Here is a 24,755-nt window from a genome sequence, read left to right as displayed (position 1 = left end):
TACTGGCACGAGCGAGACGCTCGCGCTAGCTGGGGGAATTGTTGAACGTTACGAGCATAATGAAAGAACTCCAATATTGATATTGCAAAAAATATAGCCTATGCCCTAGAGGTAAGTTTAGATTATTTGGTAGGAGATGCAAGCGTTTTGATTAAAGATAAAAGATGTTATATCAATTAGAGGCACTACAAGGAGTAAACCCTGCACACAAAGACAGGATTTTATATATGCTCGATCTAATGCTTAAAGATGATCAGAATAATTCACTACAAGAAAAATTAGCTTAAGAGATACTTTCAAGCAAAGGCTTTAATCCTTCATCTTTCAAAAACTCTGTAAAACTATCTTTATATTTTGTGATTTTCTCAGTATCAAATAAAAAAACTACAGGATCGTCTTCCTCTCTAGAACAATCAAAAAAGAAAAAATTATACCCTTGCCATTGAGCAAAGAAAAAATAATTATCCTTTATTTCTGGCTTTTCATCATCTTTTTTTCGATCATCAAAATTAAGTTCATGAATAGCATCTTCTTTATTATCTATTAACAATGGATATTCAATATAATAACCATTCAATAAAAATCCTGTTTTTCTTCCTGAACTTAATAAAAACTGTTTATATGCTAGTGGAAGTTCTACATTAAAATCTTTCTCTAACTGATTAATTTCGTCAATATTTAGACCAATAATTTCTCCTATTTTATCTTCGTAATTGTTCAAGAAAGAGATATAGTTTTTCTCCATTTTAATAATGTAATTTTGTAGTTGTTGTAATATCTATAGTAACATTAGGAAACATATCACTAAATTGTTGAAAAATAGCCGAACAAGAAGGACAAGGACATAGGTCGCTTGCTATTTTCACTTTGCCTGTTACCTTGGGATATTTACCTCCTTTTACAGCATTCTTTAACTTAGCAAAATACTCTAACCCTAAAGATTCTGTATCTAAATGTCTTGTTGAAATTGAAGGTGCAAACACTCGCTGCCCTTTATCTATATCTAAAACAAACTCCTCAGGAATAAATTTTCCGCTTCCTGTCATTTGACCATTATAACCTTTCCCGCTTGCTATTAGATATTCTTTACTATCAAACTCCATTTTAACAATATTTCTTTTTCTTCCTATTCCAAAAGAACTTTTAGTACTCGCTACAAATTCAGTCCATTCATCGCCAGCTAACTTAACTGAAACTTTGGGGTTATTTGTACAAAGATTTTTAAATCCTTGAAAATCTGGGTGGTTCTTTATGGAAGGAAAGAGCTCATCGAGTTTACCCCCAGCATTATTGATCAACTTTGTTTCTTTTACTTTGTTCATGAACTTTTTATGATCATTGACTCTCCAATTCTCTAAAAATTCATATTGATGACCTCCCCCTGGGTAGTTTTGACCAGTGTTAACTCCATTAATTTCTTTTTGAGATCCGATAATCCCACTTCTTGTTTGTATCGACTCAATAGCTTTGTATTCTCTTACTACAATAGCATCCACAGTAGGATTTTTCCAATCTTCTAATACAGCTAGTTCTTTTCTTAATTCTTCTATTGTTGTTATAGGTTTCTTAGAACCAAAACCTCCGGGGTTAGTTTGTCCTTCATATTCAACAATATAAAATGATTCTCCCTTTTGTATCGTAAAATCAGTTACATCTGTACCGCTCATATAGGGAGGACTATTACTGCTACGGATATGAAGTTCGTTAATTAAGTCTGCACTCCTCGTAATACCAGATTTATATTGAGGTCTAAATATAGGACTTCCATTGTAATCCTTTATAACCACAATATCATCGTAGACTTTTCCTTTAACTTTTATCTTTACAGGAATTGGCTCCTCCAGACTAGGAATAGGTTTGTAATTATCTGCTCTTGAATATATATCGATCTTTTGTAAAAAACCTTCAGGATCTATTTTGCAAAATGTTTTTCCTTCAAACTTTAGGACTAATAGTTTATTAACAATTTCCTTTTTTATTTTATTTGGAAATTTATTAACCATTATACCAATTATAGGAGCCTTATCCATATAAAACTGAAGTGCCATTTCTTTAGACGCTCGATGAATCTCTTTAAATTTATTAGAGGCTCCTGTTCCTAATCCAGCTAGTTTCGTTCGTAAACTACTTTCCAAATCCGAAACTTGTTTAAATAGTTGTGATCTAACTGAAGGGTTATTCTTTAATTGTGATAATATATCCGGTAGAAGTGCGATAAAGGCTTTGGTATCAACAGTAATTTCAACTATTTTTTGTCCTGAACCTATTAAAGCACCCCTTCCATAATTTATAAAATTACCAGCCTTGGTTTTAAGTTTCACTAAACTTTGTGGTAAGTTTTTTAAAGCCACTGGCAGATTTGCTAAACCATAAATCATGTTGGCTATCTCTAGGGTATTGACAAAATCAGTCCCTAATGCCTCTCCCATTTCTTCTTTATAAATTGCGATAGCTACATCTGTTCCAGCAAAAAATATTTCTGCGCTAGCAGCCATAACTAGAGGCGTTAACGTACCACCCGAACCATAAATAACTAAAGCAGAAGCCACGATTACTATTCCATCCATGGTAACTCTAGCTGCAACAGAATTTTGCTGTGATTCTATACTTTTTCCCATCCAAGCCACATAAAATGCTGGCACTGCTATAATATCCCCTTTAGAGAACGAGGCTTGAGAATTTATTTTTGTATCTTCTACAAATTCTACAAAAATATATTCAAAGGGATCAAAGGATTTATTCATTATTTCTTTGCCTCCGATTTCTAATTTAATATTAATCAATTTAGAATTTTCAAGCTTCACCTCTGTATCTAATACGTATCGATTCTTACTATCTGTAAAGCCGAAAAAATTAGCTCTACACATTGGTAAATAATTAGTTTTTATTTTATCAGCAGATTCTGTTAAATAATTTTGTTTTGCATCAAAATGTTTTTCATACTTTAGTTTTTCCCAACCTATTTCTTCTTTAGAGAGTTGTAAAAGTTTAGATAAATTGACAGCAAAATTGGCTAATCTTTCATTATCACTATCTATAGCCGCCCACCAGTTTTTACTCTCTAAAATATTCCAGATTTCTTTAAAAAGATTATAATTATTTGTCTTCAACTCAGTAACCATGATCTCCGCATCTCCTGGTTTTAAGCTATTAAACATGTAAGAAATTACATCCTCTGTATCTGAGTACCAAAACCAGCTCCAATCGTCACCTTCTGCTATGGCGTGTTTTATAATAGAGATACGATCATTTACATCACCAAATCCATCGATAATTAGACTTATATAATAATTAATGAAATTGATTTGCTTATCATAGCCACTTAAAACCCCTTTTGCACTAATTTTATTAAAGTATTCATAATTCTTTTCCCCAGTACCAAGAATGCCTCCCTTATAGGTTAAGAAATTATATACCGTTTGTCGATCCTTCTTATTTTTGATATTTTTAAAAATGTTGACTACTAGATTTTCGTGCGCTCTATCAAAACCAGAATCATTATTTATAGCCCATTTAGCAAGTTCTATACGTGTGTTAATATCATTTTCGGCATCTAGGATCTTTGTTAATCCTTCATAAAAAACATTAGCATAAAGTTCGTAATCTTTTGTTGCTGTTTTTTCAATGATTGACTTCAAATTTTTGAGCTTCTGTCCATCTTCTTCCTTGGTAAAAAACGCGTAGATTTCTGAAGATTCTTGAGGTACATACCCGAACATTCTAAAGACAAGCTCTGCTATACGCAAACGTCTAATTGGATCAGTAAAAAAAGTAACCTGTTTATTTTTAAAAGCAATTTTTAATAACTCTACATATACATTTTGATTACCACGTTTCGCAAAAAACTCACCAAGTGCATCTCCAATGTCTCTAAGGTTTTGTTGCTCATGCGCAATTACATCCCATGTAAGGAATTGAAGAATATTAAGTAATTCTTTATACTCATTATCTGTTAAGAATTTTTCGAACTTTTCATCATCTGCGTCTATATTAAAACTTAGTACCTTGGTTATCGCCTTTCCTATAGGAGTTTTATCCCATTCAAAATCTCTTTGTGCGATTAAGAAAGTTTGTAAAAGATACCCTCTTTCTTTCTTGAGATATTCTCCTTGGTTCTGATTACCTATGTATAATAAGGAACCTATAAGTGAAGTATAATTATCTTTATCAAAAGGATTAATTGATCTATCATCCATTTCTTTTAAGAGAGTTCTTAATAAGGAGTTCTCGTTTTCCTTAAAATCCGAAAATAATCTAGTGTAATCCTTACTTTGTATCGTGTGTAAAAGGTATAATACTACGGCCTCCCCTTTCTCATCTATACTCTCTTTTGCAATAATCCTAATAGCTTTTATAATATGAGAATACTCTATATCTTTTAAAACGTCTGAACAAAGTGTTCTGGTTGCAGAAACAATCCTATCAATATTAGGATTTGTTGCATTAACTGCTGTAATAAATTCATTTTTCTGTCTTTCACCTTCAGTATCACTTAAATCTGCACATTTACTATTATTAATAATCTCTTTTAAAATTTCTTTCAAAAACTGAGATTCTGGCAAATCTGTTCCTGACAAATAGTTGTACCAAGTATTTATTCGTTTATGATTATTATCGCCACTAGTACTTGCTAAATTTGCCTGATGGGCTTTTAATAAATCTGCGTCAATCTTCGGAACTTCCTTTCCTTTCAAATAATGTGCAAAAGACCACCAAGAAACATTTGCTTTATTTATATTATCACCTTTTTTACCTTTTATTATTGCAAAATAATAACGTGAAAGTGCAATAGCACCAGAAACTCCCGCGTTACTAAGTGTTTTTCTAATTAGTGCACTACTTTTTTGATCTGCTTCACCATTTTTTTTAAAAAATTCTTTTAACGTTTCGTAGGTTTCTGATGCTGCTGAACTTTGGTCTTCTACAGAATCTTCAAATGCTTTTTTATAATACTCTTTTAATTCCTCGGTAGTTGAAGAGGAGACTTTATATTTACCTCGAAACGGAAAAAAAGGTGCGATAATAGCTTTCTTACGATTTGCTACTCCATAGTAAATTAATGGTTTATTGTCTTTTGATAGCTTATGATTTACCTCATTTAATTTATTATTTAGCTCTTCTATATCCAAAGGGCTATTTTCTGCACCTAAGTCTGATAAATCTAATTGATCTTCTAGATATCCAGACAATACGTTTGTATTGAATGTATCATCTCCTACTACATACACGTACCAATTTTTCGCTTTTTTATCATCTCTATCATTTTTTTTATTATAGTTTATGAGAAATGCTAGTTGATTAGCGATGCCACTATTAATTTCTTCTATAGTTTTAAAGTCTATTTTTCTAGCAACAGGCTCATTATCGTTGGCGAAAACAATTTCTTGTACTCCTAAAAAGAATACTATGGTGCAAAAAAACTTAAACATTGTTTTTGTGTAATTTATAAACATATTCTTTCTTTATATATCATAGTTTTTCAAAATTTTACTTTAAAATTTTCCTCCCCAATTTGCAGATTTAATAAATTGACAAGTATTTAAATCCAAATATTGAAACTCAAAATATGTTGCTCCATCTGAGATCATAATCTCAGCATATTCATGACCTTCAATAATTTTCATTTTAGTAAAACTTTCTATAAATCCTTGTTGTGGTTTTTCTTCTATAAGCTTTCCCCAAAAATTTTTCACTTTATCCTTATGTGGATGGATGATCCATACTGCTCTATTAAATTTAGAATATTCTTCATTCTTTATACCATGTATCATTTTTTCAGATTTAAAATATGGCGCTTCTATCAAACATTTCAATGTTTCATCCTTGCAAAACAATACTGCATTTTTAGGGTGCTTATATGTTGAATCTTTACCATAAATAATAAGTTTTAAATTATTCGGTAATTCATACTCTCGATTTTCATGTATCTGCATATTTCCTAATTTACCAAATAATTATATTTATACTTATTTACTAGTCCTTTTAACGCTTTTTCTATCGATTCCACTAACAAGCTGATGGTATTATCTTCAGAATCTCCTTTATCTTGAGACTGCTTCATTATTTTAGGAAGATCTATTTCCGTTTCTAAAGCCTTGTTTATAAAATCTCTTATTGCTTCTTTATCTTCTTTATTTTCTGCTATGGATTTTGAAAAGAAATATAAATGATATTTTTCTTGTACATCAAAAACTTGTATAAACTCTTCAGGTATATCACTTATTTCAATTTCTTCTTCAAATTCAAATCCTTCTTCTACTATATCTGTCTCATTTTCTAGTGATGTTGCTTCTGCTGTAGTAGTAGAACTAAAATTATAAATTGCATTATACGAATTTACTAGATCTAACTCTTGGGATTTATTTTGTCTATAGTACTTTTCTATAGCCTTAATTATCAAGTCTGATATTTTATCTTTAACTTCTTCTAATTTATCGGCAATATCATTATTTAAAGCATTTATCTGATCCTGTATTTTTTTCTTTTCTTCTTCTTTTTCTTCCTGTGCTAATTGCGTCTCTAAACTCTTTAGATGGTCTTTATCTTTTAACAGCTCTTTAAGTTCTTCTTCAGGTATATCTCCTTTAATTTTATTTAAAACGCCTTCTATATTCTGTCCTGTTAAGTCTCCCTCTCTAATTTTATCAACAACATCCTCTAATACAGCTAAAATGCTTTCAGTTAGATCTACAACCGCATCAATCTCATTCCCAATATCATCAATACCTCCCCAATTTTCATCATAATCAGTGACCACAATACCCTCTAGCAATTGATACTCGGTATTAATACGTATGTTATCAAAACTAACTTTGATTCTGGTATCCTGCAAATACGGTACGACGATATATCCCCAACCTGAAAAACTACCGTTGTTACCGTGTACCTCTTTTACAGTAACCGGAAAATCTCCTGCCGTAAAGGTCTCATTAATTACTAAGGTTTCTAACGGATCTTGATTGCTGATTACAATCTCTGGTGTGATGCCACAATTATAGGTCGATTCCTGATCGGCTGCAATCGTAGTGGAAAATTCATAGATTTGTGAATAGGTAAACGGACCATTGTCTAAACATTGTCCGCCCACTCTAAACTCATAACTGGTGCCGGGCTCCAGATTATAAATAGTGGTGTGCGTATTGACTGTTGGGCTGTCAAACCAAATACTATTTTCTGCGTCTTTTTTACGATATTGTACGTTGTATCGTTTATGGTCCACGCCTTGCCATAGTACTTTTTCGCTCGTGGGATTTTTGGCTTCGGCCAAAACAAATGCGGGTTCGGCACAACTACCCGTATAGGTAAAATAATAGATTTCGCTATAGCCATCGTTTTTAAAAACCGAGCTTTCACTGATCCCATCACTAATCATCGCTCGTACGCGCCATCCATAGGTTTTATCGGGTAGTAAACTGGTTTCTCCAGGTCCGTAAAGTAAAGTGGTGGAATAGGTAGTAGTTTGATATAAAGGTCTGCTAGCCAAAAATGCAGCTTGTGGATCCATTTGTGTATCCCAGAGTTCTGCCAAGGTAAATTCATAGGATACATTGGTGGCGTTAAGATGTCGAGGGGTCCATTGAAAGATAATATTTTGTGGATCGCGCAATAATACCTGTTCACCGCGATTGGGAATATTTAAAAAAGGAGGATCATTTAAAACTAGATATGCCGTAGCACAACTCTTTCTCGATATCTGGCGCCCTGAGAGTGCATCATATACCTCAAAACAAAAGCGATACAAACCTTCCGGTAAGGGTTGGCTGTATTGTTGCGGTGTAATACCCTGAAGGTTTTGCAAAGAAAAATAGGCTTGCAAATCAATATTGCTGAGTCGTGTGGGAATACCACCATCCAAATAAATAGGATTTGCACCAATAACCACCTCACTACTTTGTATAGCAAGTCCTGCATTATTTTCTATAAACAATTTTAATCGTACCTGCCGATTGGATTCTGTAATATCTGTCAAGAGTAGAGACAGTATCAATTTCTCTGATACCGTTGCTGTACTATACTCTGATAGTTTTAAGCTATACGGCGGAATTACCTGTGGTGAAGCCTTAACTGGGAATACTTGAGAATAGGATTCACTAAAACCGACTATTAAAAATAGTAGTAGTATGTAGCATAAATTTCTATTTACAAAGGTAAGTAGTTTCATTACATATATCTTTAATTTGGGGTAAGAGTGAAAATAACCGACAATATTGAAATTGTCGGTTAATAATTTTTACGTTGCAATTAAATATTGTAAACTGCTATTTTTCATATAGATAGAAAAAAGTTTCTCTGGTTCCATCACTGTTACGCTCATAAACTGTTTCTCTCAAAACGCCATCTACAATTCTAAAATTTAACCTCTCCTCATCATCCTCTATATCTTTCCCATCAAAAGCTGCAATTAAAGCTGGATCAGCATCCTTCGTGACATCTCTCCAAACTCCACTTTCGGTATCAGAAGTACATGAATCAGAATTTTGTTCTTCATTATGAGAGGTGAAAATAAAAGTATTATCCTCTCGGAATAGATACGTATTTCTCAAATTGCACTCATTTAATTGAGAAGAAGTTACATCGTTTCCATTTAAAATTAACCCAACTAATTTCCATTCTCCATCTGTGATCGAATTATTAGGCTCTTCGTTACTATCATCATCTGAACAACTCATTAAAGAGAATGATAAAATACTTACTAAAATAATTACTGATAATTTTTTCATGTTTACTTGTTTTAAGATTTGAATTATTTGAATTTGCTAAAATATAGTTTTGCCTTATTAATCGTACTTTTTATTTCTGCATTTTAATATTTACAAGGATATAGGAGTCTTGTCCATTATCCATATATTCCTTAATTTTAATAGCACCTCTTTTACTTTTAGAGGTTAGATATGTAAGCGATTTATTATCGCAACTATGTCGTTTTATGGCAGCGTAAACGGAAACGTATTTGTTTCTTTAAAATCATCAGCTCCATTATTGAAAGTGATTCTTATCTTATAATTTCCCGAAGTGAACTTGTTATTCTCAATTGTAGTCTCAGGATGTCTGATATATATAGTTTTGTCCGTATGCAATTTGACTAAACTAAATGAAATACTGGCCTCTTCTTTGGAGAAAAATTTGTTGTACTCTATACAGTCTAATCTCTCCTTTTCTAACATAATCTCCGTATTATCATCATCTCTTGTAATAATCGCTGTTGAATTCTTGTAATTATAATAGACTTGTTCTTCGAAAGGCCAGCTACTAAAAAAGTGTCCTTTAAAACTTAAAGCATATGTTTTATTTCCTAAACAGTTTTCTGTCGTAATAGAATTAACTTGAGTAATAATGGGAGTAGGATTAAAAACATAAAATGTTAAGCTCACATCTGAATCTTCCTTATTTATTTTGACTATTTCAGTATCCCCTAACTGATATGCTAAATGATAAATCTTGTATTCTTCATAAGGTTCATTACTTACTGCGTCTTCTGGAACAGTAAAATTAATTGTTCCATCCACAAAATTATGAGAAAGTGCTAAACTTGAATCACCATTTTCTTCTACAAAGAAAAATTTAATATTTGCATCTTTATTTAGAACATCTGATTTAAGTTTATGGGTAAAACCTCTCTCTGAATAAAAATAATGACCATCGGGCTTTATTTTTGAATTCAAATCTTCAATAGTATTAAATGGCAATGTTGAAAATTTGATCGATTTATTATCATAAACTTTACCATCCTTAATAATAGCTAGTTCATATCGCTGCGCAGGAGTCAAATCATACAAAAATTGAATGGAAGTAGTTAAAAATATTTCTTCAAACGTGTCTTCTCCTTCCTTACGCAGACCTAATTTATAATCAGACGATGAAATTCCAGATAAAGTGCCTTCAAAACTATATGATACTAAGGTGGCTTTAATATTTTCGATCTTAAGATCGCCTTGAATTGTTGCTCCGTTTGTATCTTCATCGCTATCATTGGAACATGAAAATGCGATACTAGTCATTATTAATATTAAAATTAGGTTTTTGAGTTTCATAATTTTTTAATTTATTATTTATTTTATTTCTGCATTTTAATATCTACAAGGATATAAGAGTCTTGTCCATTATCCACATATTCCTTTATTTTAATAGCACCTCGTTTACCTGCAGAGGTTTTAAAGAGAACCACTCTCGGTACCAATGAATTATCAAATGCCTGTAGTCCTCCTGAAGTTTCTTCGATAGTCATCGCATTTAATGCGCCATCATTCGTCATAGCATCAAATTGAGATGGCGCTAAGGATGCATTGCAATTACAAAATTCCTGCGAATTGATAAAAATCGTTGGATTTGCATTTGGCATTGCTGTAAAAGTTGTGCCACTCATATCATCGGGAGTCACAAATCGATTGCGATCAAAACTACGACCCAGTCCAAAAAACACCAAGTCAATTTTTGATTCAAGTGCTGGAGTAAGTTCGTCTGATGCATATACCTCTCGTGTTGCGCTACTAAAAAAAGCTCCCTTTGTATTTGTATTATGAGCGGTATTGATTCCCAATTGAACATCCGTATAACTACGCAAATTATTATTTGGAAAAACTTCGATTGTCTTTGTGATACGTTGAGAAGCTTTTCCATTGGATACGATAAGCGAAATTTCGTTAACCCCAACCTTATTAAATGTCACCACAGGGTGTTCTTCAAAAGAAGTCGCCGGAGTGGCACCTTCAAAAGCCCACTCATACGTTAGTGCACTGACTGAAGTATTTATTAACGTAACTTCTACCGGAGTCTCGTAATCATCATCCTTAAAAGCAACTTCATATTCAAAATCAGCAATTAATGCTGGTGCAACCGTTATGGTTTTGTCTAACTTATATGTTTCTCTACCATTTGAAATTTCTAAAGAAATTTTATGATCTCCTGGATCTGAAAAGATAATAGTACCTGGTTGTTTTTCTGAAGATGTTTCTGGTATTCCACCTTCAAAATTCCATTGATACGAAGTAGCTCCTTTTGATTTGTTATCAATGGTATAGACTGCTGGTGCAAATGTATCTACCAAGTTAGTTACCTCAAAATCAATAAGTACAGGGTCATCAATCACGAGCTCTATACTTTTTGAATCTCTGGAGCCGTCTTGGTTGCTGGCTATTAGTTCTATAGTATACGTTCCTTTCGCTTCAAATAAGATGACTCCAGGATTGCGTTCTACAGATCTTGATGGCACCGCACCTTCAAAACGCCATTCATATTCTTCGGCTCCTTCAGTTTTATTGATGATAACTATTTGTACGGGTATAGAATAATCTTCTCCAAAAACGTCTACATCAAAATCAACTAATACGGGGATCGCTTCTTCTTTGGCACAAGAAAAACTAAGCAGTACTAATAAAATTATATGTCTTATTCTATACTTCATTTTTTTAATAATGATTACCAAGAATCTAAGTTGCAAAGTATCTAAGATTCTATACTTTATATTGACATCTCTACTTTTCTTATATAACTTGATAACATACGCTCTATTTCTCGTGTATTCTCATATGATTTTTGAAATACATCCTTTTCCATATAGTTTAAATTTGATGCGATTTCATATTGCGTTTGCAATTCGAATAAAGAACTCATAGCAATATTAAGGAATTTGCAAAAATCTTTCTTCCCTCTTCTACCGTAACCTTCAGCTATATTACTTGGAATAGAAATACTACATCTCCTCATCTGAGAAGTAAGTCCATACACCTCCTCTTCAGAGAAATTAGAAACATACCGATACGTCTCTGTCACGAGGCTCATCGCTTTTTGCCAAATTATCAAATCTCTAAATGTTGCCATAACTACTACCTCTTATACTATACTTTTAAAAGACGTTTCGCTGCTTCTATGCTGCTCTATTTATTTACTTCTCTACGTCTTTGATTCTCTGCTTCTCTGACTGTCTGCTTCTCTGAATTTTTCCGTTGCTAAATCTCTATTTTCAATACCCCCTACTCAAAAACTAGCTTCCGGGTTTCGGATCCTTTTGGTGTTTCTAATAACATTAAATAAATACCTGTAGGGAGTCCCATTTCATACTCTAATAATAATTCCTGTTGATTTTTCACACTTCTTTCATTCATCACCGTCCCCGAAATAAGATTTACAATTTTAATCGTTACATTAGAGCTTTCGGCCAAACTTACCTTTGCTTTAAAAACTCCTGGGTTTGGGTTTGGATATACAATAAATTCTTTTACAAAATCTCCTTGAGCCGCAAACGCTTCAACACTTTCTATTGCGGGTTGAACTAATATTGTTTTCGAAAAATCCTGATAGCAATCTGATTGATAGGATCTTAAATTGACTTCATAAGGCCCTTCAGCTTCAAAACTTAAAATTAATTGTTCATCAGTTTTAGATATAATATCGGCCGTTTCGGGAATAGTCCATTCTACGTGATCTCCTAAAGGCTCACTCACATTCACTAAAATGATTTCTTCGTCTACATAAGCTTGGGTGGTGAGTAAGAAGTCTGCATCAATTGGGGTATCAAAAGTTTCAATGCTAATAATCGACGTCCCTATACATCCTAAACCAGAAGTAATGGTCGCTGTATAAACGCCACTATCCTTTAATTCTACTTTGGCTAGTGAGCTTGTAAACCCATTAGAGGCTTCCCATTGATAGGTTGCTTTAGGATCGTCTATGGTTATATCTAAAATTACAGATTGACCTCCACAAAGTGAACGTGTAGCCTCTAAATTTACAAATACTGGCAATGGATCTTCTAAAATAAAATCCTTAAAAGCTAAGCAACCCTCGGCGTCTGCCACCTGTAAACGATAGGTGCCAGCGGATAAGTTATTTCTACTGAGCGCTATTTCCCCTGTACTCCATTCATAAGTGTACGGTGGTGTTCCACCAGTAATCTGAACATTCACAACTCCGTCATTTCCTTGATAACAAGTAGGTGCTATCAAGTCAAGTGGTATGATTTCCAACCCATTGGGCTGCTCAATCACTACGCTACCCTCTAACTGACAACCTTTGGCGTCTTCGATATACACCAAATAGGTGCCTGCAATGAGATTAGTAGCTGTTTTTGTATCTGCACCAGTACTCCAGCGGTATGCATAAGGTGGCGTTCCTCCCACAACCAATGCTTCGGCCATGGCATCATTCCCATTGGCACAGCTAATATTTGTTTTGACAAAATCAACTTCTAGTTTATCGGGTTGATGCAAAAACTGAGTACTGTCGATGGCTGTTTGTAATCTATATTCTCTTGACCCATCAGGCAATTGATAGGCCTCATAAGTTCCTAATTGGATTCCGTTGTAATCTTCAATATTCAATGCAAACGTACCGGTACTTCGATTCCTAATAATTCTGTCATTAGTCCCCACACTTGACCATGATCCATCAGAATTTTGCTTTTTCCAAGTATAACAATAATATGTTCGATTTTCTCTGCAATCATCTGCTTGCGGAAATGTTGTGGTATCAAAAGGCACACCCCCTTTTACGGTTGCTTGTAGCACCCCATCCTGAAATTGATCGGGTTGGCCTAGAGGTTGTTCAAAATCAGCTCCGTTACTGTATTCGTTTTCGTTGTTACAAGAGATTGTATTTAATATTTCGATATTAACTTCTAGGGGGTCTGGTTGATTTAAGAAAATGGAAGCACTAGTAATTGTACATCCCACTTTATTAGATGCATTATCATAATTAAAATCTTCTACTGTAATTGTATAATTTCCTGTTCCAACACTATGTAAAGTAACCACAAAACTATTACTGTTAGCATCATAAGCAGTAGTATATGTATTGATTAAATTGTTATGTCTATCTCTCCATTCAATATCATAACTCCCATCGATTGGATTAGAAGTACCTCCTGTAACTATTGCCTGAATTCGTCCATCTTCAAATCCATAAGCTGTGGGATCATTTAAAATTTCGGTTTGAACAGCCACTGGAGCAGTTGGTTCGGTAACAATTATTTCTTTTTCAATAATTGCACCAAGTTCAAATTCGCCTGGTCGTACCTGTACAGCCTCTTTCGCTTCGCAAAAATTACTATCCCTAATCTGTATAAAATACGTATCAGCATCTAAATTCTTTTCAGTATGATTCTCACCTCTCAAAAAAGGTTTCCAGTTATCAACAAAACTTTCGTCATCTTTGCGAATCCTAAACTCATATGAACCACTACCTCCGGAAGCTTTTAAACTCACTTCACCGTCATTACTATCAAAACACCAGTTATCCACAACAGTGTTTTGTGGCTCTTGATCAAAACGAACGTAGGAAGGTCTACCAATTTCAAATTCTTGAAAATGGTCTTCTCCATCAGAATAATACAAGGTGTTATTATTATACTTACCAATAATATCAATTCGAAACTTAGATCTACTTCGTGGTAGATTATTTATTGTTAGCTTCCTTCCAGCTTCAAAGTTCTTGATACCTTGTTTCGTCGCAATAGTCTCACCATTATATAAATCTGTTATAGTATACTCCAACAAATCAATGGTCGGGTCCAAATCCCGGTCAAAAGTAAAAATTGCACGGCCATCATTAGAGTCGTAACATTTGGTTTTGTCAGTAACCGTTACAGTTTTTACAATATGCGGAGCCGATCGTCTAATAATATAAGAGGTAAAATTAGAACCTTTAGAATCTGCACAACGAGCTTTAGCGCGAATATGTATTTCTTTATCCACGCTCGTAATTGGTAAAAATGATTTAGGCACCACCTCTAAATTTTTACTAGCAGCTACGCTAGGTATGTAATTCCAAGAAGCATTGTCAGATCTGGGTGCTGTTCCTATTTCTGTAATTTGATATTGCCATGAATATACCGAATCTCCAAAAGCCTCATCTCCTCTTGCCCGTAACATATCTTCATATCCGGCAATAGCAGCTCCTACGCGATATACTTTCGGAATAGGCTTTACATTCCAATTAAATTGTATGGTGTGTCGTACTTCAAAATCTCCACCATTCCTTTTAGTCCAATAATAGTATGCACCATCACAGGGTTGATACGATACTGGAATATATTCGTCTGTAGTAATTCTGGTTTCATTACCTCCCTTACTGCAGCTAGTTCCACCTTTTTCTTTACTATATAGAAGAACATGTAAGGATTCAATAACTCTATTAGGAAAGGATTTTGGATTAACATTAAAATAAAAAGTACCCTCCTCTTGGCCTTCTGTGTAAAATAATATTTCTTCATCCAAAGAATTTTTAAATTTAGCAGATAACGTGATTCTATTTGAGCAAATATCTTCATCTCCATTTAAATCATATCGAACTCTTCCCATTGATACCTCAGATCCCTGTCCAAAGGAAAGCAGAGAAAACAACATCATGATCGCTATTACATTTTTTTTCATTCCTAAAAAATTACTTCTTCAGTGCGTGTAGAGGGTTTGTCTCCATGTTGCGTCTGAATGATTAGTTGATATACATATACATTACCAGGTGAAACTGATATGTCTACTAATTCATGAATATGCCGTGGAAATTGCTTTAACAAGACTGGCTTCTCATCCTTTTTCGCCTTATAGATTTTAATTTCTGTTACATCATCCGAAAATTTATTCCAAGTAAGGGTTATATTCTTATTTAGTCTATCCGCAGTAACTCTAAACATTTTTATCCTATTTGTATCGATACCTCCTTGCATCACTGCAGTTATTGGTGTGGAGGGTAACGATTGTAAGCCTGCTTGATCCTTAGCAAAAACAGCGTACCTATACTTTGTGTTTGCTTCTATTTTTTTATCGAAATAGTTGGCTATAGTATCGGTTTTAAATATCAATTGCCAACCTTTTGAAGACTCATCGACTTTTTGTCGATATAGTTGATGCATCACTACATCATCACTCGTACTATTAACCCATTGTAGTTCAATACCATTTTTATTTATATTATAGTTGGAGAAAATAGGTGAAGAAGGAGGTACCACATCGGGTTTTTGCAACGCTAATTGCTCAGAGTATTCAGACATATTAAAGCGTTGGTCTACGGCAACCACTTGATAAAAAACTTTACTAGTTAACGATTTGACTTGTACAGTATCTATAAACGAATTTTGATCAATAGGATGTATTGTTAATTGTGAAACTTCTTCTTTTTTCAAGTTACCTCTAAAAACACGGTAGCCTAATAGATCTTTTTCTGTATTCCTATCCCATTTTAATTGTACAACACCCAATGTGTCGACTACACCTATCAGCCCTTTTGGTATTGCTGGCGGAATAGAATCAATGGTTTGTACAAAAGCCGAAAACGAAGTTGTTCGTTGATTTCCTTGACCTACGGCAGTAATGGTAAAATAATTTGAAGGATCCGGTTCAGGATATACTGTTGATCGTGCAGCTGCGGAAATATTATCTTGAACTAGTTTATAAGGTCCTTGTTCCTGCGCCGCGCGATGCAATTGAAAACCTTTGATTTGTTTTTCGGCCTCCTTAGCAAAATCCCATGTGATTTGAATGCTTCCATCTTTATTATAAAAGTGTCTGGATATATGAGGTACTTCCTCTAATCCTTTGACTCCGGAAACGCTTACGACTTCAGACGGAGGACTCTCTTCACCAAAAGGTGATAACCCTTTTACACGATACCAATATTTTTTATCATTTTGAGCGATCGTATCCACGTAAAACATACGTTTTGATGGATTCCCCGGTTTGTCATTCATATTGACTAAAGGCGTATCACCAAGTCGCTTAAAATTAGTTCCATCCTCTGAACGTTCAATAAAATACGAAGTAAAAATGGACTTAAATAGTTGATACTCCCAAGTGAGCATAACGCTTTTATCTTGAGGCACTGCAAAAAGATCGATTGGTGAAGGTAATGGATCTGTTTTAGTAGTTTTTACTGAAACCAAACCCATTTTAATTACTAATATATCACTAGGTACTTTACTATTAATTCTGTATAAATATTCTTCATTAGGTACCACTGTAGTATCAACAAAGCCCAAAGCTGCTTTCCTTGCTGCTTCAAAATTTAAATCAGCTGCAAATAAAGCAAATGAAAAACGTTGCTCTATTTCTTTTGCTTTATTGATGATTTGAGCCACCCCTCCTTGCATCTCTTCTACCACAAAACCTTCACCATAGAGGGCTTGTGCTAATACGGCAGCATAATCATTTTGATTAACTATACTTTCCCAAGTAGCTATCGGATCTGGTACGAGCACCGCAGAGGTTAGTTCTTTTCGCTCCGGAGTTCCTAATAACTTTCCATTTTTCGAAATAGTAAATCGCTCAATCGTATATCCAAATTTATTCAGTTTTAGCCATGCCGAAGGAGAAGTTGGAGCCCATCTTAAATCAACTTTTCCATTAGTATATCTGGCAATTGTCTTAATTTCATTTACTGTTTCCTCACTACGTTGCGCATTAATACTACAAAAGTTTGTAAACGATAACAGTGTTATTATAACAATTCTTAAGGTACTATTATAGCTTTTAGGATTCATATTACTTTCGGATCGTTGATGGGTTTTTATATGTATAAATTCCAGATGTTCCTTTAATATCACCAGGTAATATATATTGCATTACTATTTCATAGTTTCCATACAACAAAAATTTATATTCTGATGATAAAATACTTAACTCTGAAGCACCATCAGCAACTAATCCATTTGACCTATCGTTCATAACACGATCTCTGACATCCAAATAATCATTATAGTAAACTAAAGGCAAATTGTATCTAAATGGAAACTGAGTCGCTAATTCGTTTAAGTTGACACCATTTTCTAAATTAGTTAAATAACTAGATGAGATTGGTAAAGCTCTTTTGGGTACATATCCATATTCCTGAGGATTACGTGTTAGCCTATACCTATCTTTGATTCTAAATTTATTGTACAAAATCGGGTTAATATCTTCTTGAAAATATTGATCTTTAAGATTAGATTCGGCTTGAACTAATGGTTTGTCTTCTGTATATTTAGTTCCTTGTAATTCAACATAATCGAATCCTTCATTAAATTCGACCTTAGAAGACAAATAGATTACCGTTGAATTGATTTTACCCCAAAAATTATCACTAATCTTTAAGCTTCTTATCTTTTCTCTAAACGTATTATACTTACTTGACTTAAATGCATAGCTTAATCGATCGATTTCACCTTCTTTAAGTACTATATCCGCTGTGTTCTTTTTAATTTCTACTGTATTATCATCTCCATAATCCTTCTTCTCCGATGCATCTCGATTATTGTTTCGGCTGCCTGTATTTTTACTCGTACTTACGATTTGCATCCTATATGGCATTTCGTTTTTAACCTTCGGCAAACGATAACGCACTTGATTATCTCCTGTGTTATAATTAAAGGCAGATTCTCCGATGGTACCATCAGCATCTATAAATTTTACTGTGCTTTTCCATTGTGAATCATCAAACAAATAATCTTGCCCACGTTGTAATTGAATATAACCTGAATTGTATTCACCTGAATAAAACAATTGTTGATCTACAACGGGATATGAATACTGTATATTATGTAACGGAATGTGATCTGGTGCACCTCCAGTTGTAAAATTGCGCTCCTCTATTTCAATCGCTTTTTGACCGTCTTCTAAAATAGTTCTAAATACTCCATTAACTTTTTCTTGAAAACTTACTTCAACTGCCACTTTCAACTTTGTATCTGGTGGCAAGATATCATCAGAAATAAATGTAGCGCGATCATTCATATAGCCCCATTCTAATTCACCATCTATTTCTTTTCCGCTTTCATCAGTTACATTAAATTTTTCTAAAATTACCTTGTACGTTTTATCGCCTTCATCTTCAGGAATCACAATAGGTTGATTTACTTTCATCGCAAAGGCTGCTTGGGGCGCAGCAAAGACGTCAATATCGCCATCTCCGTCTTTGGGTGTCAAGTCGGTAATCATCTTAATACCACCAAGCGGGGATGCATTATCTAACTCACACTCTTCGCCAATGGTTATCTTAAATCTAAAACTACCTTTAACCAGACCTCCTAACAAATCATAATACCCTCCTGCATAGCCACGCATCCAAAAGGGATTTGGACCTTTGGCTTGCATTAAAATTGCAGCACCTCCTTTGATAATCGGAATCTTTTTCTTTATAAAAAACAATTTGATGTTAATTCCTAATTCACCCTGCAGATAGGCATAGGATTGCCCATTTGCATACCATCCATTAATACCTACTTGATCTCCAGTATTAACACATTTTGCATTTCCGTAATCCTTTACCATGATATCAAAGCCTACTCCAGCTTGAAATCTTGCATATAAAATTAAAAAATTAAGATCACCCGTATCGATCTTGAAATCAGACCCAAATGCAAACCCTTTTCCATCCCCAAGTGCATTTAGATCACGCATATAATCCAATTGATCGGCTTCGACACCTAGGATTTCAGCTACTTCAGGTGGTGGTGGCGGACTTCCAGGAATGCGATCTCCTGCCATAAAATAACCTCCAGTTTCAATAGAGAACGAGCCAACACCCATTTTGAGTCCTAAGCGATCTGTAGGTGTTCCCATATGTACGTACCATTCATCACGTGAAATATGAACAACTCCCCATCCAGCTCTTCCTCCAGAGGCTCTACCTTGTATAACTCCCCCAGCAACTTTTACATAAAGGTCTAAGGATGCGTGGAAAGAATCATTCACAAAATCAAATTCCATACCCATCTTAGCACTTATGGCGGCCTTTCCTACTACTTCAGGTTCATACTGCTCGGTTGCTTTATCTAGAAAAGTTTTGCCCATTTTACTATCCATCACACCATTGAGCATTTCACTACTTACCATACCACTTAGCTTTTCGGTAAGTTTACCCACAGGGTTTGGAAAATCAAACGCTTGCATAACTTGAGCTTCTCCAAAAAATCCTAATCGATTTACCCCTCCCTTAGTATTAAACTCAATTTCAAATCCTGCACCAATTGCAACAGAGGTTTCATCTGGAATTGCTCCAAATACCATTGCTTTGACTCCAAGACTAGCCGATTTGTTAGGAACATAAGACAAACCTGATGGCGAGAAATCTGGACCTGCATTTGGCTTTCTTGACATTTTGTAAAATGCTCCTCCAGCAAACCCAGTTATTTGTAAAGGTCCTGCTTGAATTTTCAATCCGCGAACAGCTGCGTCCACGTACCAGTATCTAAACTCATTTTTTCCAAAAATCGCTTTACAAGTTATTGGTCCGATGCCCGTATCTTCCTTTCCAAACGTACCCTCGATTTCAGCAGAAAAACCATCTCCGTAGATCGGATCATTATTCATTAATTCTAAACCACCCTTCAATTTGATGGCTCCCATATTTGCTTCTATATTAATTCGGGATATATCTAAGCGATCATATTTCCATTTTTGTTTATAATTTTCTTCTTGAAACTTCCCAAATATTCCTAATCGAGCATCAGCAGCGAATCCTTTGCTCTCTTTACCCATCAAGTTAACCATCAGGTCAAACTCTATTCCAGCTTCGACCTCATTCGAAGTAAAAGCTATGTTGGCTATAGAAACAGGAAAATTAGCTAATTTTACTTCGTCCTTATACCCGAAATATTCTACCTGAATAATTGGCGATGTGGTTTGCAATACTAAGTTTTGAAACTCAATCCCTTTAAACTGTACCGTATGCTCTTTCTTTTTATCACCTTCTCCTGTAGTATACGTATCTCCTTCATTAGCCAACGATTCTTTTTGGCTGGCAGAAATAGCCATACGTCCATTAAGTACAGCTTTGGGCTGAAACTTGCCATCTCGCACTGCTAATTCTACCGATGAGTTGGGTAGTAATTCTGCTTTTGCTTTAAAAACATCAAATTCTAGAGTATCTAAGGTAGAAACGACCAAAGCATATTCCTCTTCTGAGATAATACCTTTATACCCTAACCCCAACTTTTCTTTTCCGTCCCCTTGTTGCTTATTTTTATCCTTGCTAATAGGTAAAACGATCTGCCCCTCAAATTGTGCTGCAATAAGCCGATTAGAAGCTATTTCTACACCGATATGATCCACAGAATACGCCCATGCTTTGGATTCTGAGGTTCTTCCTGTTTCTAAAGGAATCAAATTATCACCTGCAAAATATCCTGAAACACCATAGCTATCTATTAAAAGATTTGCCGCTTCAAAGTGTACTCTTCTCTTTTGTGGTATACTTTCTGTTGTCTTAAATTCTGCTGGTAAACCAACTTCTAGAGATTGTACATAAACACCTCTCCAAGCTTCCTCACTTGGCAACAATAAACCTTCATCATAATAATGTTTGGGAAAAGTGACATTCTCTGTTCTTAAATCACTAAAATCGAAAACTGCCTGATTTACCGAAAACATAAATTTATCAGGTTGACTCGCTAATACAAAGGGAGAAATACTTAATTCGACTATCATATCGTTCCAGTCTGACGCTACTGCTTTAAAAGCACCAGATACTCTATTAGGTATTTGAATAGGTTCTTTAACAGCTCCTGTATATTGTATAGTTTCTGGACCAGGATTACCTTCTGCATCTACAGGTATTATCATACTTCGCGAAAATTGAACTTCGCCTTCGATTCCCATCTCTTTTACTCCGTCACAATCAATTGTTACAAAAGTTTTGTTTTGAGTCTCACCTGTTTTATAGTCAAAACCTCCTTTAAGAATTAGTAGCCAATTACCTCCATTAAAAGGTATAAACATATCCCCCAACAAGACTAGATTAGCCTCACCAATTATACCTCCTTGATGGGAGAGCTTCACGTTATTAGCACCAAAAAAAAGTTCTATCGGTTTTCCATATTCGTCCGATTGTGGTAATATAACTTTGACAAAAACGGTAAGTTCTGTAAACTCTTTAGTAAATCTAGCTTTTGAGAACCCTATTTGATACTCAACTTCATTTACGGTATGTTTAATACCAACTGGAAGCACTTGAATATTTTCATTTGCAAAGGATGCCACCCAGCGACCTGTACTATCTATTTCTTTAAAGTTAGCTTTAGCCTCTGATTTTGCATCGTTAATTAAAGTAGGCATACCTGGAAAATCCAACTTCAATTGTTTAAAAGAAAATTCTGGAGAAGTAACCCTTTGTCTACCAGCTTTCAATGGAAATTTTGCATCCATTTCGGGTAATTGAACAAATGTATTTATTTCATCCTCTACTAAAGGAACAGGATTAGACTGTTTTGTCACCAATGAATCTTTCTCTGTAGAAATGGCAAAAACGGACAGACAAGATAGGTAGGTTAAGAGCAAAAATAGCTTTATCTTCATAAAATTATGTTAAGACACAGATTGCAATACTACAAAAAATATAGAATTCAACCAGTAATAAATAACAATTTAAGGTTAAATTAATGGATTATAACTATTGAAATAACCATCTGAAACACAGTATCTATACAATAAAAAATTATTTGTAAGAATATTCTTTATCTTGAAATACACATTCCTTCCTACAAATAATAATTGATTTTATTAAAATAGTTAATTATTGAATTACAATACTTATTAAATCTCCAATAAGCATCCTTTCTGTTTCCAAAATTTTGAACTGCTTTATACCGTCCAATAAAAAATAATCCCTTTGGAACAAAAAAAGCTACAAATTAAAATATTCTTATAAAAAACATCCCTTTTGCTTTTATACTATAAAAAAAGATCCGAATCGAATCTTTTTTTATTAAAAATGCTAGTAAATTCATAAAACCATTATGGTAAGCTACTGCTAATACATTATATTTACTCTCTAAAAAAAACTCTTGTATGACTACTAATAACTTCAAAGTTAAAGTGGATGACACTTTCGAATTTGATTTTAATGATGCTACTTTATCAGCTATTGATGCAGTAGCTACTGGCGAGAATTCATATCACGCATTGCACAAATCAAAATCATTTCACAGCCAAATCATTGATCAAAATTTTACTGACAAGCAATATACGGTACGTGTCAACAATACCGATTTTAAAGTTCATATCGATGATGCCCTTGATATTGCTATTAAAGCAATGGGGTTCACTATTGGTGCTACAAAAAATGTAAATTCAATCAAAGCTCCTATGCCAGGGTTGATTCTGGATGTTCACGTAAAAGTTGGAGATACCGTTGCTCAAGATACTCCCCTGTTAATTTTAGAAGCTATGAAAATGGAAAACCTTCTAGTTTCACCCCGAGATGGAGTCATTAAATCTATAAATGCGAATCTAGGCGATGCTGTAGATAAGGGACAACTTTTAATTGAGTTTGAATAAATCACTATTAGTTTTTTGACGCATGTCAATAGTAACGTAAATATTTTTCCTTCCATGAATGCAAATAAATCTATACATAAAATACTCGTCGCAAATCGTGGCGAAATCGCTATTCGCGTAATGCGGACTGCAAAAAAAATGGGTATTCACACAGTTGCTGTGTACTCAACTATTGATCGTAATGCTCCCCATGTGCGCTTTGCAGACGAAGCTGTACATATAGGTGAGGCTCCATCAAATAAATCCTATCTATTAGGTGACAAAATAATCGAAGTTGCAAAAAAATTAAATGTGGATGCCATACATCCAGGATATGGTTTTTTGAGTGAAAACGCTCAGTTTGCAGAAGCTGTGACTGCTAATGGACTTATTTTTATAGGTCCTGGATCCAAAGCTATTAAAGTAATGGGAAGCAAACTTGCAGCCAAAGATGCTGTAAAAAAATATGATATTCCTATGGTACCTGGCATTGACGAAGCCATTACCGATGTTGCAAAAGCTACCAAAATTGCTAACGAAATTGGATTTCCTATTCTTATAAAAGCCTCTGCTGGTGGTGGTGGTAAAGGAATGCGCGTGGTAGAAAAGCAAAGTGATCTAGAATCACAAATGCAGCGAGCCATTAGCGAAGCTGTGTCTGCCTTTGGTGACGGAGCTGTATTTATAGAGAAATATGTAGGTTCGCCCAGACATATAGAAATACAAGTCATGGCCGATACACACGGTAATGTACTTCATTTATTTGAACGTGAATGTAGCATACAACGCCGTCATCAAAAAGTTGTAGAAGAAGCGCCATCCTCGGTATTGACACCTGCATTGCGTCAAAAAATGGGCGAAGCCGCTGTAAAAGTCGCAAAAGCCTGTGATTATGTAGGTGCAGGTACTGTCGAATTTCTTTTGGATGAGCAACACAACTTTTACTTTCTTGAGATGAACACCCGACTGCAGGTAGAGCATCCAGTAACCGAGCTTATTACCAATCTCGATTTGGTAGAACTTCAAATACGTGTAGCAAGAGGTGAAAAACTACCGCTTAAACAAGATGAAGTACAACTTAAAGGTCATGCTCTAGAATTAAGAATCTATGCAGAAGATCCTTTACATGATTTCTTGCCTAGTGTAGGTACGCTAGAGGTCTATCAATTGCCTCAAGGTGAAGGTGTACGTGTGGATAATGGGTTCGAAGAAGGTATGGATATTCCTATTTATTACGATCCAATGTTAGCAAAACTAATTACCTACGCCGATACACGAGAAGAAGCTATACAACGTATGATAAGCGCTATTGCCCAGTATCAAGTTAAAGGTGTAGAAACCACCTTGCCTTTTGGAAAGTTTGTTTGTGAACACGAAGCTTTTAGAAGTGGAAATTTTGACACGCATTTTGTGAAAAATTACTACTCTGCCGAATTTTTACATCAAGAAATGGAAGAAGAGGCAAAAGTTGCTGCCATGATAGCACTACAACATTATTTAAAAGATCAAAAAAAGTTACGCTTACCGATACATTAGACT

Annotated in this window: 14 protein-coding genes; 3 read left to right on the top strand and 11 right to left on the bottom strand. The window is 34.6% G+C overall.

Translation table 11 applies throughout. The features are described from left to right. The first annotated feature begins 164 nt into the window (after nt 1–164). Nucleotides 165–287: a hypothetical protein gene (locus tag ACE939_RS03065; protein ID WP_378187314.1), complete on the top strand. Its 123-nt coding sequence runs from the start codon at nt 165–167 to the stop codon at nt 285–287. Here ACE939_RS03065 and ACE939_RS03060 read toward each other — a convergent pair. The 11 genes from ACE939_RS03060 to ACE939_RS03010 form a co-directional block, all read right to left on the bottom strand. Continuing rightward, on the bottom strand, nt 284–745 hold the full coding sequence (locus ACE939_RS03060; RefSeq protein ID WP_378187313.1) for an SMI1/KNR4 family protein: 462 nt from the start codon (nt 743–745) through the stop codon (nt 284–286). The two genes, ACE939_RS03065 and ACE939_RS03060, sit on opposite strands and share 4 nt — an antisense overlap. A 1-nt stretch (nt 746) precedes the next feature. Then, nucleotides 747–5,429: a deaminase domain-containing protein gene (locus ACE939_RS03055; protein ID WP_378187312.1), complete on the bottom strand. Its 4,683-nt coding sequence runs from the start codon at nt 5,427–5,429 to the stop codon at nt 747–749. A 63-nt stretch (nt 5,430–5,492) separates the two neighbouring features. After that, nucleotides 5,493–5,933, bottom strand: coding sequence for a hypothetical protein (locus tag ACE939_RS03050; protein ID WP_378187311.1), 441 nt, complete (start codon nt 5,931–5,933; stop codon nt 5,493–5,495). Nucleotides 5,934–5,938: 5 nt separating this feature from the next. After that, on the bottom strand, nt 5,939–8,161 hold the full coding sequence (locus ACE939_RS03045; RefSeq protein ID WP_378187310.1) for a fibronectin type III domain-containing protein: 2,223 nt from the start codon (nt 8,159–8,161) through the stop codon (nt 5,939–5,941). A gap of 97 nt (nt 8,162–8,258) precedes the next feature. Beyond that, nucleotides 8,259–8,720, bottom strand: a complete 462-nt coding sequence (locus ACE939_RS03040) for a lipocalin family protein (protein WP_378187309.1) — start codon at nt 8,718–8,720, stop codon at nt 8,259–8,261. A gap of 204 nt (nt 8,721–8,924) precedes the next feature. Continuing rightward, a complete protein-coding gene (locus ACE939_RS03035; protein ID WP_378187308.1) occupies nt 8,925–10,031 on the bottom strand; it encodes a hypothetical protein in 1,107 nt (368 codons plus the stop codon). A gap of 23 nt (nt 10,032–10,054) precedes the next feature. Continuing rightward, nucleotides 10,055–11,401, bottom strand: coding sequence for a PKD domain-containing protein (locus ACE939_RS03030; RefSeq protein WP_378187307.1), 1,347 nt, complete (start codon nt 11,399–11,401; stop codon nt 10,055–10,057). Between the two features lie 56 nt (nt 11,402–11,457). Then, on the bottom strand, nt 11,458–11,817 hold the full coding sequence (locus ACE939_RS03025; RefSeq protein WP_378187306.1) for a four helix bundle protein: 360 nt from the start codon (nt 11,815–11,817) through the stop codon (nt 11,458–11,460). A 152-nt stretch (nt 11,818–11,969) separates the two neighbouring features. Beyond that, nucleotides 11,970–15,365 carry a T9SS type A sorting domain-containing protein gene (locus ACE939_RS03020; RefSeq protein WP_378187305.1) on the bottom strand — a complete coding sequence of 1,132 codons (3,396 nt, stop codon included), beginning with the start codon at nt 15,363–15,365 and terminating at the stop codon, nt 11,970–11,972. 2 nt (nt 15,366–15,367) lie between these two features. Beyond that, nucleotides 15,368–17,467: a fibronectin type III domain-containing protein gene (locus tag ACE939_RS03015; RefSeq protein ID WP_378187304.1), complete on the bottom strand. Its 2,100-nt coding sequence runs from the start codon at nt 17,465–17,467 to the stop codon at nt 15,368–15,370. A 1-nt stretch (nt 17,468) separates the two neighbouring features. Beyond that, nucleotides 17,469–22,256 (bottom strand): hypothetical protein, encoded by a 4,788-nt coding sequence (locus ACE939_RS03010; protein ID WP_378187303.1) that lies wholly within the window; start codon nt 22,254–22,256, stop codon nt 17,469–17,471. Nucleotides 22,257–22,748: 492 nt separating this feature from the next. Here ACE939_RS03010 and ACE939_RS03005 point away from each other — a divergent pair, with 492 nt between their 5' ends. Next, nucleotides 22,749–23,237, top strand: a complete 489-nt coding sequence (locus ACE939_RS03005) for an acetyl-CoA carboxylase biotin carboxyl carrier protein subunit (RefSeq protein WP_378187302.1) — start codon at nt 22,749–22,751, stop codon at nt 23,235–23,237. A 72-nt stretch (nt 23,238–23,309) separates the two neighbouring features. Further along, the gene (accC, locus tag ACE939_RS03000; protein ID WP_378188410.1) at nt 23,310–24,752 is read left to right on the top strand and encodes an acetyl-CoA carboxylase biotin carboxylase subunit; all 1,443 of its coding nucleotides are present in this window, start codon (nt 23,310–23,312) and stop codon (nt 24,750–24,752) included. Nucleotides 24,753–24,755: the final 3 nt, after the last annotated feature.

The organism is Aquimarina rhodophyticola, from assembly GCF_042434915.1.
Taxonomy (GTDB): Bacteria; Bacteroidota; Bacteroidia; order Flavobacteriales; family Flavobacteriaceae; genus Aquimarina.
Note: the sequence above shows the minus strand (reverse complement) of the source record. Positions and strands in the feature narration are given on the sequence as shown.

Bases quoted from the DNA above. Each gene is read 5' to 3' on its own strand.
- ACE939_RS03065 (WP_378187314.1), top strand. From the start codon at position 165: ATGTTATATCAATTAGAGGCACTACAAGGAGTAAACCCTGCACACAAA.
- ACE939_RS03015 (WP_378187304.1), bottom strand. From the start codon at position 17,467: ATGAATCCTAAAAGCTATAATAGTACCTTAAGAATTGTTATAATAACA.
- ACE939_RS03025 (WP_378187306.1), bottom strand. From the start codon at position 11,817: ATGGCAACATTTAGAGATTTGATAATTTGGCAAAAAGCGATGAGCCTC.
- ACE939_RS03045 (WP_378187310.1), bottom strand. From the start codon at position 8,161: ATGAAACTACTTACCTTTGTAAATAGAAATTTATGCTACATACTACTA.
- ACE939_RS03050 (WP_378187311.1), bottom strand. From the start codon at position 5,933: ATGCAGATACATGAAAATCGAGAGTATGAATTACCGAATAATTTAAAA.
- ACE939_RS03035 (WP_378187308.1), bottom strand. From the start codon at position 10,031: ATGAAACTCAAAAACCTAATTTTAATATTAATAATGACTAGTATCGCA.
- ACE939_RS03040 (WP_378187309.1), bottom strand. From the start codon at position 8,720: ATGAAAAAATTATCAGTAATTATTTTAGTAAGTATTTTATCATTCTCT.
- ACE939_RS03055 (WP_378187312.1), bottom strand. From the start codon at position 5,429: ATGTTTAAGTTTTTTTGCACCATAGTATTCTTTTTAGGAGTACAAGAA.
- ACE939_RS03005 (WP_378187302.1), top strand. From the start codon at position 22,749: ATGACTACTAATAACTTCAAAGTTAAAGTGGATGACACTTTCGAATTT.
- ACE939_RS03020 (WP_378187305.1), bottom strand. From the start codon at position 15,365: ATGAAAAAAAATGTAATAGCGATCATGATGTTGTTTTCTCTGCTTTCC.
- ACE939_RS03030 (WP_378187307.1), bottom strand. From the start codon at position 11,401: ATGAAGTATAGAATAAGACATATAATTTTATTAGTACTGCTTAGTTTT.
- ACE939_RS03010 (WP_378187303.1), bottom strand. From the start codon at position 22,256: ATGAAGATAAAGCTATTTTTGCTCTTAACCTACCTATCTTGTCTGTCC.
- ACE939_RS03060 (WP_378187313.1), bottom strand. From the start codon at position 745: ATGGAGAAAAACTATATCTCTTTCTTGAACAATTACGAAGATAAAATA.